The 13,441-nt window shown below is 46.7% G+C and carries 7 protein-coding genes; all 7 read left to right on the top strand.

The window, feature by feature from the left end:
• Nucleotides 1–617: 617 nt before the first annotated feature.
• Nucleotides 618–2,855, top strand: a complete 2,238-nt coding sequence (locus tag JGK14_RS22590; RefSeq protein ID WP_293183176.1) for a PAS domain S-box protein — start codon at nt 618–620, stop codon at nt 2,853–2,855.
• 149 nt (nt 2,856–3,004) lie between these two features.
• Complete coding sequence (locus JGK14_RS22585) at nt 3,005–3,334, top strand: hypothetical protein (protein WP_293143313.1); 330 nt, start codon at nt 3,005–3,007, stop codon at nt 3,332–3,334.
• Between the two features lie 521 nt (nt 3,335–3,855).
• The gene (psbB, locus tag JGK14_RS22580; protein WP_293183178.1) at nt 3,856–5,385 is read left to right on the top strand and encodes a photosystem II chlorophyll-binding protein CP47; all 1,530 of its coding nucleotides are present in this window, start codon (nt 3,856–3,858) and stop codon (nt 5,383–5,385) included.
• Between the two features lie 409 nt (nt 5,386–5,794).
• The gene (locus JGK14_RS22575) at nt 5,795–5,890 is read left to right on the top strand and encodes a photosystem II reaction center protein T (RefSeq protein WP_083622085.1); all 96 of its coding nucleotides are present in this window, start codon (nt 5,795–5,797) and stop codon (nt 5,888–5,890) included.
• Nucleotides 5,891–6,284: 394 nt separating this feature from the next.
• Nucleotides 6,285–6,896 carry a transcriptional regulator NrdR gene (nrdR, locus tag JGK14_RS22570; protein ID WP_293183214.1) on the top strand — a complete coding sequence of 204 codons (612 nt, stop codon included), beginning with the start codon at nt 6,285–6,287 and terminating at the stop codon, nt 6,894–6,896.
• A gap of 346 nt (nt 6,897–7,242) precedes the next feature.
• The gene (locus JGK14_RS22565) at nt 7,243–8,454 is read left to right on the top strand and encodes a S1 RNA-binding domain-containing protein (RefSeq protein ID WP_325315508.1); all 1,212 of its coding nucleotides are present in this window, start codon (nt 7,243–7,245) and stop codon (nt 8,452–8,454) included.
• A gap of 652 nt (nt 8,455–9,106) precedes the next feature.
• Nucleotides 9,107–13,309 (top strand): chemotaxis protein CheB, encoded by a 4,203-nt coding sequence (locus JGK14_RS22560; RefSeq protein WP_325315507.1) that lies wholly within the window; start codon nt 9,107–9,109, stop codon nt 13,307–13,309.
• Nucleotides 13,310–13,441 lie beyond the last annotated feature (132 nt).

The raw sequence follows: 13,441 nt of genomic DNA, 5'->3' as shown, positions 1-13,441 counted from the left end.
AGTTTGAGAGCGACCTCTACCTAGAAGGAAGAGGATTGGAGTAATGAATAGTCTGATTTTAATTTCTCCCTCAAAGACGGGCGGGCTTTCAACCAATTCTTTCTGGTAAGTAAGTCATGGCCAGTGAAACGTAAGCGTTGGGATGCGCGACGATCGCCATCGCTGGTATTGGGTACATCTTATTTTTGCATTTTTAGTAGTGCTGTCCCCGCTCGCGTGCTGTGTAAAGCACGCGAGCGGGGACAGCACTGTAAAAAACATCCTTTTTGCGAAAATGAGATGCTCCCGCTGGTATGTATGGCAGTTGTACGTCACGGCACCAGAAACCCAGTTTTTCACACTCTAAAGTTGATATAACCGAGCAAATTTGAAGAATAAATAGTAGAATAGATTTCTATAAGGGTTCCATCTCCTACATCCGATCTGTTGCACCAAATTCTACCAAACTCAAGCAGCCGAGTAACAGCGATGCAACATCTCGGCTTTCAGGTTGAGTTTGTGGCAAGCAACTCTGTTTCTCTATTCAATGCCTTCTCATATTCTTGTATGTTGGGTTAAGACACTCCCAATCAACCTACTTTATGTGAGCCATTTCGTTGATTTTCAAACATAAAAATATGCAGACTCAGCCAAAAAGCAAAGTATTAATCGTAGACGACCAACCCGCTAATATTAACATATTATCATATTTCCTAGTGGAATACGGATTTGAGATTTTTGTAGCTACAACGGGAGAAAAAGCGCTGGATAGAGTCACAAAAATCTTGCCAGATATCATTTTGCTAGATGTGATGATGCCGGGAATAGACGGATTTGAAACCTGCCGCCGCCTGAAATCAATAGATGAAGTTAAGGACATTCCCGTAATTTTTATGACAGCTCTTTCCGAGGCTGCGGATAAAGTGAAAGGGTTGACTTTGGGTGCAGTAGACTACATCACTAAACCGCTGGAGCACGAAGAGACGATCGCCCGCATCAACGTTCACCTACAACTGCGAAACCTCACCAAACAATTAGAACAACAAAATATGCTGTTGCGATCGGAAGTGCGATCGCGCCAATTAGCCGAGTTAGCCCTGCGCTTTTCCGAAGAAAAATTTGCCAAAGCTTTTCGCAGCAGCCCCGCCGCCATGACAATCGCCACACTGGAAAAGGGATACTTAACGGAAGTCAACCAGAGCTTTTGCAACCTCACCGGCTATTTTCCCGAGGAAATCTTGGGAAAAACCGATCGCCAAATCAATTTATGGGAGAATTTGGGCGATCGCGATCGTTTCTTAGAAATCTTGCACATATCCGGCAGTATTTACAAACAAGAATTCCAGTTTCGTACCAAGTTCGACAATATCAAGTGTGTCCTCATATCCGCAGAAATCATTAGCATTGGCGACACCAACTGCATTCTAATGATGACTTACGACATTACCGAGCAAAAGCTTGCACAAGAAACCTCATACCGCCGCGAACAAGAATTCAGGGCCTTAGCGGAAAATTCCCCGGATATGATTGCCCGATTTGACAAGCAACTGCGCCACCTTTACGTCAATCCAGCAGCCGAATTAGCGACAGGAATCCCCGCCGCAGCATTCACGGGTAAAACCCATCGAGAGTTAGGAATGTCTGAGGAAGTGGTGATGCTCTCGGAAGCAGCTTTGTGCGCCGTATTCGCTAACGGCACCGAACAGTGCTTTGAGTTTAATTTTCTCACAAAATCAGGCACTAAATTTTATCAAGTTTGCATGGTTCCTGAATTTAAGCGCGATCGGATAATTGCATCTGTCTTATCTGTCAGCCGCGACATCACCGCTGTCAAACAAGCCGAACTGGAACTGCGAAAAAGCGAACTGCGGGAACGAGAAAAAGCTACTCAATTAAAATTAACATTAGACAATCTCCGACGCACCCAATCCCAACTGATTCAAACGGAAAAAATGTTAAGTCTCGGGAGAATGGTAGCAGGAGTTGCCCACGAAATTAACAATCCCAATAGTTTTATTTTGGGCAATATCAATCCAGCCCGCCACTATTTCCAAGATTTAAACAACCTCCTGGAACTTTACAAAAACAAATATCCAGAACCCGGAGCCGAAATACAACAACTCGCTGAGAGTATAGATTTAGATTTTTTGCAAAAAGATTGGTCGCGGCTAATGCAGTCAATCGAGTCTGGAGCATCGCGCATCCAACAAATTGTTGAATCGTTAAAGTTTTTCACAAAGCTCGACGAATCCGGCATCAAAGAAGTAGATATCAATCAAAATCTCGATCACACTTTACTATTCGTCCAGCACCGAGCGGGAGGTAAAGGTGTTAGCAAAAAAAGCGGGAGCAGCATTATTTCTCAAGAGATTGAGGTAATAAAAAACTACGGCAACCTGCCGGAAGTTCCCTGTTACAGCAGTCAGTTGAATCAGGTGTTTGCCAGTTTGCTAAATAATGCCATTGATGCCCTAGAAACTCAACCTTACCCCAAAATAGAGATTCATACTGAGCTGGAAACAGCAGAATGTTCGGGAGTTGGCAAAGGCAAAGCAGCAAGAGCTTACAATCAGTTGTCAGCGACAATTACTCCCGAAAATTCTCCCAGTCAATTCGCAGTGATTCGGATTGCTGACAACGGTATTGGCATGAGTGAAGCAGTGGTAAAAAAGATGTTTGACCCGTTTTTTACCACAAAACCTGTAGGGAGTGGCACGGGATTGGGTTTATCTATCAGTCACCAAATTGTTGTCGAACAACACGGCGGTCAAATTAGTTGTATTTCTGCTCCCGGTAAAGGGACAGAATTCGTTGTGAAGATTCCTTTACAACAGGTAACTTGCGATCGGGAAACTCGACACCCGGTTTCTTTGTAAGTCAGTCAGTAGGATGCCGATCGCAGGGGAAAATTCTTAAGTAGGCGATCGCCACATTATTGTACCCGCACTCGGCACCCTAACATAACTTCCTTCTTGCTTCGGCCGAATGCTATAACAAAAAAATAATTAACAAGCGCACACAGCAAATGAAATATTTCTTCTTATCCGACGGCTGGAAAGTGGGGCGCGTCTGGGGAGTTGGCGGCGAGTGGACAGCAGCCGGCTGGAGGCGCCAGCCAGACATCCAACAGCTCAAGCTCTCCCTGTTGGATCGCAACGAAAAAATGTGGCTCTACCGCGTAGAAGACGCCGTGCTCATGGTAGAAGTCAAACCCTGTGCCCCTCCCGATCCCGCAGATCCGGCAAAAAATATCGGCAGCGTCACCCTCACCAGACTGATCGATGCCGAGCAAGTCCTCGAACGCCTCGGGACGATCGCCACCCGCTGCGAAATCGAGAACCCGCAATTAATGTAAGGCCGAACATATTGCAATCGGTTCTAACACTCGATACACTTCTTTAAATAACTTTCATTTTTATGCCTCCACCCCTGTGAGGGTTTAAAACAGTAGCCGAAAAATCTAGACTTGTCTAGATTTTTCAGACTTTGACGATCGCCGAGCAATAAATCGTTATAAACTGGAAAAACGCTTGATTGGTGCGGGTTGCTAAAGCTGACTGGGCATGAAAACCACAGAAACACACTTGGCACAAATTAATCATCAAAAAATCAAATATGGAAGTCCTCTGCTAATAAGGGCAGTCTCTAACTGGGAAGATTAGGCCAACCTGAGCAATCAGGAAGCTTATAGCACTTGATCTAGGCTAAACATAGACCGCTAAGTTTGATTTACAGATTTCTGTAGGTTTTTAGAAGCGGTAGAAAGGATTCGGCACTCGTCAGAATTTACAGCCCGCAGGTAACTGCACGGCATTGAGAATCTGATTTTTCCGTCAAAATAGACATCATCACTTACACCTTGGAGAACCGCAGTCAATGGGACTACCCTGGTATCGCGTACACACAGTCGTCTTAAATGACCCAGGTCGATTGATTTCTGTACACTTAATGCACACTGCCCTCGTGGCTGGTTGGGCCGGCTCAATGGCCCTTTACGAACTAGCAGTTTTTGACCCCACAGACCCAGTTCTTAACCCGATGTGGCGTCAAGGGATGTTCGTGCTACCCTTCATGGCTCGCTTAGGAGTCACCGGTTCTTGGGGCGGTTGGAGCCTCACCGGCGAAACTAACGTCGATCCGGGCTTCTGGTCTGTTGAAGGCGTTGCTGTTGCTCACATCATCCTCTCCGGTTTGCTGTTTTTAGCAGCAGTCTGGCACTGGGTATTCTGGGATTTGGAACTCTTCAGAGATCCTCGCACCGGCGAACCAGCCCTCGACTTGCCAAAAATGTTTGGCATTCACTTGTTCCTCTCCGGCTTGCTGTGCTTCGGCTTCGGGGCATTTCACCTTTCCGGACTTTTTGGCCCGGGAATGTGGGTTTCCGACCCCTACGGCTTGACCGGTCACGTCCAACCAGTGGCGCCTGCTTGGGGCCCTGAAGGCTTCGATCCGTTCAATCCCGGTGGCATCGTCGCTCACCACATTGCAGCGGGTGTAGTCGGCGTAATTGCCGGTTTGTTCCACTTGACTGTGCGGCCGCCGGAACGTCTTTACAAAGCCCTGCGGATGGGTAACATCGAAACTGTACTTTCTAGCAGTATTGCTGCTGTGTTCTTTGCAGCTTTCGTGGTTGCGGGTACGATGTGGTACGGTTCTGCTGCTACTCCGATCGAGCTTTTCGGCCCGACTCGCTATCAGTGGGACGGCAACTATTTCCAACAAGAGATCGATCGCAGAGCTCAAGCTAGCTTGGCCGCCGGTCAAAGCTTCCAACAAGCTTACGAGCAAATTCCCGAAAAATTGGCTTTCTACGACTACGTGGGCAACTCTCCTGCTAAAGGTGGTTTGTTCCGTGCTGGCGCGATGGTCAACGGCGACGGTATTGCTAAAACTTGGTTGGGCCATGCAGTATTTACTGACAACGAAGGTCGGGTATTGTCGGTACGACGCCTCCCGAACTTCTTTGAAACTTTCCCAGTAATTTTGACGGACAAAGATGGGGTCGTTCGCGCTGACATCCCCTTCCGCCGTGCTGAATCAAAATACAGCTTTGAACAAAGCGGAGTTACTGTCAGCTTCTACGGTGGCGAACTGAACGGTCAAACTTTTAAGAATCCTTTAGATGTTAAGAAGTTTGCTCGCGCCGCCCAACAGGGTGAAGTATTTGAATTCGATCGCGAAACCTTGAATTCTGACGGTGTTTTCCGTACTTCAACTCGCGGTTGGTTTACTTTCGGACACGTTTGCTTTGCTTTGCTGTTCTTCTTCGGCCATATCTGGCACGGTTCTCGGACTATTTTCCGCGACGTGTTTGCTGGAGTTGAGGCTGACCTGGAAGAACAAGTCGAGTGGGGCTTGTTCCAAAAACTGGGCGACAAGAGCACAAGAAGAGAAGAATCTATCTAGTTTTCTGCCGCCGAAGAGTACATCGGGAAACTTCCCCGGTGCACAAAAACCCGGTTTCTTCAAGAAACCGGGTTTTTTTAGTTATTGACACTCCCCGACCTTAAGGTACGGGGATTCTTAAGACATTTCTGTCAAAATATCCCGCGCAAGCGTGGGTTCCCAGGCTGACTACATTTGCAGCCTAGCTGCGTAGTCATATCTCCTCAAAAATGTTTTGGGCGTAGACTTTCCCCCAGTCCGGGGGTAGGTTTTTACATCTTGTCTGGTCTAGTTATTCTACCATATTCATTTGTTAAGATGGATTTGTTATTTTACTTAACAATGTAAAAAAGTCGTCCGATCGGGACGGGGTTTTCAACCCAATTTTCTGATAAAATAATACGGCAAGGGAAGATAGGGAAAATTTAACATGGAAAGCGTTGCTTACATTTTGATTCTGGCTTTAGCCTTAGGTGTACTATTTTTTGCGATAGCCTTTCGGGAACCACCCCGGATTGGCAAATAATTAGCTATACGCTGGCAGCCAAGGGGTGTCAACAATGGCCTCAAAACCTTTGTATCTCTTGTTTATAGCAGAGTCTCGATCCCCTAAATCCCCCTTAAGAAGGGGGACTTTGAGAGAATTTCCGCCCCCTCGATAGTCAGGGGACGAAAGATAAAACTGCTGTCCTCCCGGATAGTGGGGGGACGCAAGACACTCTTGTCCCCCCGACCTAAGGGGGGCTAGGGGGGATCGGGCCTAGCCATCAAACAGCAGTCTAGAACTAGGTTTTAGCTCAAGTTGAGACACATCCTCAGCACTGTATCCTCAGTAATTTTTCTAGTCCAGCTATTCATCAGACCCCCGGGCGGTTAGATGAATGGCAATTTGCTGGCAACACCTGTTAAAATCAGCAATCATGCGCTGTTCCTCCTGTCAACACACAAATAGCCGCGTTCTCGAATCGCGTTCAGCCGAATCTGGTCAAAGCATCCGTCGGCGGCGCGAATGTTTGAGCTGTCAGCACCGCTTCACAACTTACGAACGCATAGAATTTGTGCCGATTACGGTGATTAAGCGGGACGGGAAGCGCGAATCTTTCGATCGGTCAAAATTAGTCAGAGGACTGGTTCGGGCCTGCGAAAAAACAGGTTTGTCTTCGGGACAGCTCGAAACCCTCGCAGAAGAAATCGAAGCCCAACTGCAAGGTCGATCGCTCCGGGAAGTCACGAGTTCTAACATTGGAGAATTAGTATTATTACATTTGCGGCCACTCAGCGAAGTCGCTTATGTCCGTTTCGCCTCTGTATATCGGCAATTTCGGGGCATTCGAGATTTTGTCGATACCCTGAATCACCTTCAGAGTCCCCTTGACGCAGCTTTGTGCCCAGAAACTGGGCCAGAAAATGAATCGGATTTGTCGGAACCGGATGAGTCGTGCGATCGAGCAAACCAGGAATCCTGCGTTATGTCAATTCCGGTTGCACCCTCAGTTGACTCAGGACACGGCAATGCCGTATCCCTACCCTAAAATAATCCATCGACCTGTAGGGACACGGCACTGCCGTGTCCGGATGCTTCTCAGGCAACTCAGGACACGGCAATGCCGTTTCCCTACCTAAATTAATTTAAAAGCAGTATGCCGATAAGGTATAATAATCCACTGGACTCTGAATGTTAAAAATCAAACGCTTTAACACAGAGTTGGAATTAAGAGCAATGGCAAGCGCCGGTGTACGGTTGCACCGGGCAAAAGTTGGCAAAAACTGACTTTCGTAAAAGATTTTGCAAGAAGTTAACCACTTTTTCAGCAAAATCTCTAGTATCTGCCTGCAAACGAAAAACATGAAGGAGAGAAATCCTAGGAAACTATTCGCATGGTCAATACCAAAACCACAGTCAAAGACATCGGCTTTACTCACGAAGATTTTGCGGCCTTACTTGATAAATATGACTATCACTTTAGCCCCGGCGATGTAGTAGCGGGTACAGTTTTTAGTATAGAACCGAGGGGCGCTCTGATTGATATCGGTGCTAAAACAGCAGCGTACATTCCCATTCAGGAAATGTCGATCAATCGAGTCGAAAGCCCTGAAGAGGTATTGCAATCAAACGAAACCAGAGAATTTTTCATCCTCACCGATGAAAATGAAGACGGACAATTAACCCTGTCCATTCGACGCATTGAGTATATGCGCGCCTGGGAAAGAGTGCGACAACTGCAAGCAGAAGACGCTACAGTTCGATCGCAAGTATTTGCCACCAACCGTGGCGGCGCACTGGTGAGAATAGAAGGATTGCGAGGCTTCATTCCCGGTTCTCACATCAGCACCCGCAAACCGAAGGAAGAATTAGTCGCCGAAGAATTACCCTTGAAATTCTTAGAGGTAGACGAAGACCGCAACCGCCTAGTATTAAGTCATCGTCGCGCCTTGGTTGAGCGCAAGATGAACCGCCTCGAAGTCGGGGAAGTGGTCATCGGTACAGTACGCGGTATCAAGCCCTACGGTGCGTTTATCGACATCGGTGGCGTCAGTGGTTTGCTACACATCTCGGAAATTTCGCACGATCACATCGATACGCCTCATAGCGTGTTTAATGTCAACGACGAAGTGAAGGTGATGATCATTGACTTGGATGCCGAAAGAGGCCGGATTTCTCTCTCCACCAAGCAATTGGAACCGGAGCCTGGGGCGATGGTCAAAAATCGTGAATTGGTGTACGAGAAAGCTGAGGAAATGGCTGCTAAGTTCCGTGAGAAAATGCTGGCTCAAAAGCAAGCTAAAGCTGGAATTGAAGTTCCTGCTGACTCAACTGATGCTGATGAACTCTCCGATGAAATACTCGAAGATGTACCGTCAGCAATGGAAGAAGATTTGCCGGAAGAAACAGTTGCAGCAGTAACGGAAGCTACACCCGAAGTAGTGACGGAAGCTACACCCGAAGTAGTCACGGAAGCTACATCCGAACCAGTTACGGAAGCTACATCCGAACCAGTTACGGAAGCTACATCCGAACCAGTTACGGAAGCTACACCCGAAGCAACATTAGAGGTATCCTCAGAAATACCTCCGGTGACAGTCGAATAATATCGGCATCACCAAGAAATTGGGTTTGAAGCCCCGTCCTTCCAGGACGGCTTTGTGCCAGAATGTAGGTGGTTGAAATCCCCGCCGTATAGTGCAGCGATATATACTCATCAGAGTTGAAACCGGGACTGCTCAAGAAATAGGGAAAGACTGAAGGGCAATGGTTATAATCCAACCTGGAAGCAAAACAAAAGTATTGTTAGTTAAAACAAAACGATACATATAGTCGGGATAGGGCATTGCCACGACTCTAAACGGACATGGAGGAAGAGTAAGACAACCGGGCGTTGCATCATCCGATGAAGTGTCAAGAATCCCCGCTCGTTTACGACGGGGAGTATGTCAATGTTATTAATTAAGGAGGGTATACCCTCTTTTTTTTTAAGTAAATTTTTACAAAGAAAGAATATGAGTTAATCGATCTTCTGTCATTCTGAGCGTAGCTCAGAATGACAGAAGATCGATTGAAATCCTTCCCCTTGACAAAGAGATTGAGAAAATTTGTAGGGGTAGTGGACGGTGCGTGCCTACCCTCCTCTCCTCATCCACTATTTTGTAGGTGTTTCAGGGATGGGGCGGGCACGGGGGCACCGCCCCTACAGAAAATTAAACAGCCCTGATTGACAAATACGGGGTTTTTCAGGAGATTTTTATGAACAACTCCGAGGCAAATATACCAGAATCGATCGCACCATCACCGATCGACGAGGCAGAGCAAAACACAGTAGAAGCCCCGTTTCCCATCGTTGGGATTGTCGCCTCAGCCGGAGGGCTAGAAGCATTCACAGAGTTTCTGGGCCACTTACCTGCCGATACCGGCATGGCATTTGTGCTGATTCAGCACCTCGATCCCAATTACAAAAGTCTGTTGAGCGAAATCCTCGCCACAAAGACAGAAATGCCTGTTAGTCAGGTGGAAGACGGCACGACTGTAGAGCCAAATCAAGTATATATAATTCCGCCTAACACTAAGATGACTCTCGTGGAAGGGGTGCTGAAACTTACACCCCGCGAGAAAGTTTATGGAAAATATATGCCGGGAGATGCGTTTCTGGTGTCCTTGGCTGTCGATCGCGGACACAAGGCGATCGCCATAATATTATCCGGGGGAGACGGAGACGGTTCGCTGGGAATCAAGGCAATCAAAGCAGCCGGTGGCTTGACATTTGCTCAATGCGAAGCCTCGGCAAAATTCGATAGTATGCCGAATACCGCAGTTGCCACAGGTGATGTAGACTTCGTTCTGCCCCCTCAACAAATTGCTCAGGAATTGGCAAATCTCAGTGGCAATCCCTGGATTTCTTGCCCGATATCGACGATCGCGGTTGCAGTATCACCCGAACAAAGTGATGTCCGGGCAACTATTTTGGGACTGTTGCGATCGACCACAGGCGTTGATTTTACCCACTATAAAGTCGCTACGGTCGATCGACGCATCCAGCGACGGATGCTGTTATACAAGCTGGAACGATTGGCAGATTACGCCCAATATCTGCGAGACTATCCGGCTGAAGTCCATGCTCTGTATCAAGAAATCCTGATCCACGTCACCAGTTTTTTTCGCGATCCAGAAGCCTTTGAACAGTTAAAAGAGCTGGTTTTTCCCACGATTACCCAAAATAAATCGGCAGAAATTCCCATCCGGATTTGGGTGGCGGGATGTTCCACTGGAGAAGAAGTTTACTCGATCGCGATTTGTTTGTTAGAGTTTTTGAGCGATCGAGCTCCCCTACCACAGATCCAGATTTTTGCCACAGATATTAGCGAAGCGGCGATTAGCAAAGCAAGGTCTGGCTTCTACTTAGAAAACCAGATGATCGACGTTTCAGCAGAGCGCCGGGCTCGCTTCTTTCTGGTGGAAGGAGGAGGCTATAAAATCAACAAAACAGTCCGCGAGCTGTGTATATTTGCCAGACAAAACTTAGGCAGCGACCCGCCTTTTTCCAATCTCGATCTAATTAGCTGTCGCAATGTGCTGATTTACTTAGCAGAGCCGTTGCAAAAACGAGTGATTCCGATTTTTCATTACAGTCTTAACCCGACTGGCTTTCTCCTATTAGGCACTTCTGAGAGTATCGGAAAATTCTCATCCTTATTTGATTCAGTACACACAAAGTGCAAAATCTATGCTAAAAAATTGACTGAAAATAGTCCGATATTTTCGTTTTCGACGAGTTCTTATCCCGTCGCTAAAGTAGATGAATCTGAGCAAATGAATGAAAACGATCCAGATTCATTTGACTTACAGCGATACACAGACCAACTGATTTTGAATCGCTATGCCCCAGCAGGTGTGGTTGTCAACGAACAGATGAACATTCTGCAAGTGCGGGGAGACACCAATGCTTACTTGAGACTGACACCAGGGATTCCCAGCTTAAACTTGCTGACAATGGCAAGGAAAGGCTTGCTGATCGAGCTTCGCACTGCAATTTATCAGGCACTGATGCAGAACGTAATTGTCAGAAAAGAAGGGATCGGGGTGGAAACGGGCGATCGATCGAGTCTCGTCAATCTTGAGGTGATTCCGTTCCAGCCTGCGACAGTCGAATCACGCTACTTGTTGATTCTATTTGAAGAAGCTTTACCCACTGCGATCAACCTCAATAACGTCAATTCTGAGAGTTTGGAGCCTGGTGATTTAGAGGCTGAGATTGTGCGGCTGAGGCAGACGCTTGTCACCGCTAACGAAGAAAAACTTGCGGCTCAAGCGCATCTGCAAGCGGTAATTCATGAGCAGGAAAATCTCAACCAAGATATCAAAGTTGCCAACGAAGAAATCCTATCGAGCAACGAGGAGTTGCAAAGCACCAACGAGGAACTAGAAACTGCCAAAGAAGAGATTCAAGCTACCAACGAGGAACTGATCACCACTAATGAGGAACTTCGCAGTCGAAATATTGAACAACACCAGGTCAATAATGACTTAATAAATTTGCTTGGTAGTATCAATATCCCGATTTTAATCCTGACAAATGATTTACAGATTCGACGCTTTACGCCAATGGCAAAGCAACTTTTTAATCTGATTACTACAGATATTGGACGACCTTTTAGCGATATTCGTTCCTCTCTTGATGTTCCTAATTTGGAAGCAATGATTTTGGAGGTGATTGATACTCTCCAGACGAAAGAACAAGAAGTCCAAACTCTAGCGGGATATTGGTACAACCTCCGCATTCGTCCTTATCGCACGACGGAAAACCTGATTGACGGTGTGGTAATGGTTTGGATCGATATTGATGCTCTGAAACGTAGTGCCAAAACCTTAGAGTTGGCCCGAAATTATGCTGAAACGATCGTCGAAACTGTTCAAATACCTTTAGTCGTGCTGGATGCTAATTTACAAGTGAACACTGCCAATCGATGTTTCTATGAAACATTTCAGGTTTCATCCCCAGAAACAGCGGAATTTTCGCTGTTTGAATTGGGAAATGGGCAATGGAATATCCCGAAACTGCGATCGATCTTGGAAGATATTCTGGTGAGTGATGTTCAGCTTCAAAACTTTGAGTTAGATCACGTATTTGAGCAGATTGGGCAGAAAACTATGCTGCTGAATGCTTGTAAACTGCAACGCGAAGACCAAGGTTTAATGATTTTGTTGTCGATCGAGGATATCACCGATCGCAGACAGTTTGAGATAGAGCGATCGCAGCTATTGATGCAGGAGAAGTCAGCCCGTCAACAAGCAGAAACCAGCAACCGTGCTAAAGATGAATTTCTGGCAAATCTCTCCCATGAACTCCGTAACCCCCTAACTCCGATCCTGGGATGGGCAAAATTGCTGCGCTCTGGCAAGCTGAATGAAGCAACGGCTAGTCGCGCCCTAGAGGTGATTGAGCGGAGTGCGATCGCCCAAAATCAGTTAATTGAAGATATTCTGGATATTTCCCGGATTACGAGCGGTAAGCTTCATCTCGATATTAGTCCGATCGATCTGGTGGTGGTGGCGCAAAATGCGATCGACGGGGTTCAATTATCAGCGGATGCCAAAAACATCCAAATGGTTGCTCAGTTGAGTTCTGCGACTGTTTTAGGCGATGCTGACAGGTTGCAACAAGTCCTATGGAATCTGCTATCTAACTCGATTAAGTTTACCCCATCGGGTGGACGAGTGGAAATTGTCTTAGAGGCGATCGACAGTCATGCTCAAATTCGAGTCAGCGACACCGGAAAAGGCATTCTGGCAGAATTTTTGCCGTATATATTCGATCGTTTCCATCAAGGAGATTCCAGCACTACCAAGGCTAATCAAGGGCTAGGATTAGGTTTGTCGATCGTGCGTCATCTAGTAGAGTTGCATGGGGGAACAGTGCGGGCGGATAGTCCGGGTGAAGGACAAGGAACTACGATAATTTTGAGGTTGCCGCTAGTTTTAATAGCCCAAGAATCAATACAACCTAGTAATTTGCAGCCAACTGTATTTACACTACCCCTAAACACATTGAAAGATAGTAACCGCTGCCTTGAAGGCTTGCATATCTTAAGCGTAGATGATGATATCGATACCCGTGAGTTATTGAAATTTGTGCTGGAAGACTCCGGGGCCGAGGTGTTGACGGTGGGTTCTGCAAAAGAGGCGATCGCGGCTTTGAAGGAAAACCTTGACAAATATGACGTGCTGATATCTGATATTGGAATGCCAGAAGAAGATGGATATTCTTTGATGGAACAAGTGCGATCTCTTGATGCCGAAGCTGGTGGAAATATTCCAGCCATTGCGCTTACTGCTTATGCTAGCGATGGAGAACGGCAAAAGGCGATCGATGCAGGTTTCAACAAGCATATTGCTAAGCCTGTGAAGCCTGTTCAACTCGCATTAATCATTGCGGAGCTAGCGGGAATATCTTAAATAATCTTGGACATAAGAGTCGGCGGTTGAAACCGCGTCTATACAAACAAAACCCGCCTCCGCGGGTTGAAGAATGCCGGTTAAAATTACCTTGTTTTCTTCAGTCCGCGGAGGCGGACATCGTTTGTGTAG

The sequence above is a fragment of the Microcoleus sp. PH2017_28_MFU_U_A genome (genome assembly GCF_020738035.1).
GTDB lineage: Bacteria > Cyanobacteriota > Cyanobacteriia > Cyanobacteriales > Microcoleaceae > Microcoleus.
Note: the sequence above shows the minus strand (reverse complement) of the source record. Positions and strands in the feature narration are given on the sequence as shown.

What these genes read in the sequence shown, in the direction of transcription:
- JGK14_RS22575 (WP_083622085.1), top strand. Translation starts at nt 5,795, where the DNA reads ATGGAAAGCGTTGCTTACATTTTGATTCTGGCTTTAGCCTTAGGTGTA.
- psbB (WP_293183178.1), top strand. Translation starts at nt 3,856, where the DNA reads ATGGGACTACCCTGGTATCGCGTACACACAGTCGTCTTAAATGACCCA.
- JGK14_RS22590 (WP_293183176.1), top strand. Translation starts at nt 618, where the DNA reads ATGCAGACTCAGCCAAAAAGCAAAGTATTAATCGTAGACGACCAACCC.
- JGK14_RS22560 (WP_325315507.1), top strand. Translation starts at nt 9,107, where the DNA reads ATGAACAACTCCGAGGCAAATATACCAGAATCGATCGCACCATCACCG.
- JGK14_RS22565 (WP_325315508.1), top strand. Translation starts at nt 7,243, where the DNA reads ATGGTCAATACCAAAACCACAGTCAAAGACATCGGCTTTACTCACGAA.
- nrdR (WP_293183214.1), top strand. Translation starts at nt 6,285, where the DNA reads ATGCGCTGTTCCTCCTGTCAACACACAAATAGCCGCGTTCTCGAATCG.
- JGK14_RS22585 (WP_293143313.1), top strand. Translation starts at nt 3,005, where the DNA reads ATGAAATATTTCTTCTTATCCGACGGCTGGAAAGTGGGGCGCGTCTGG.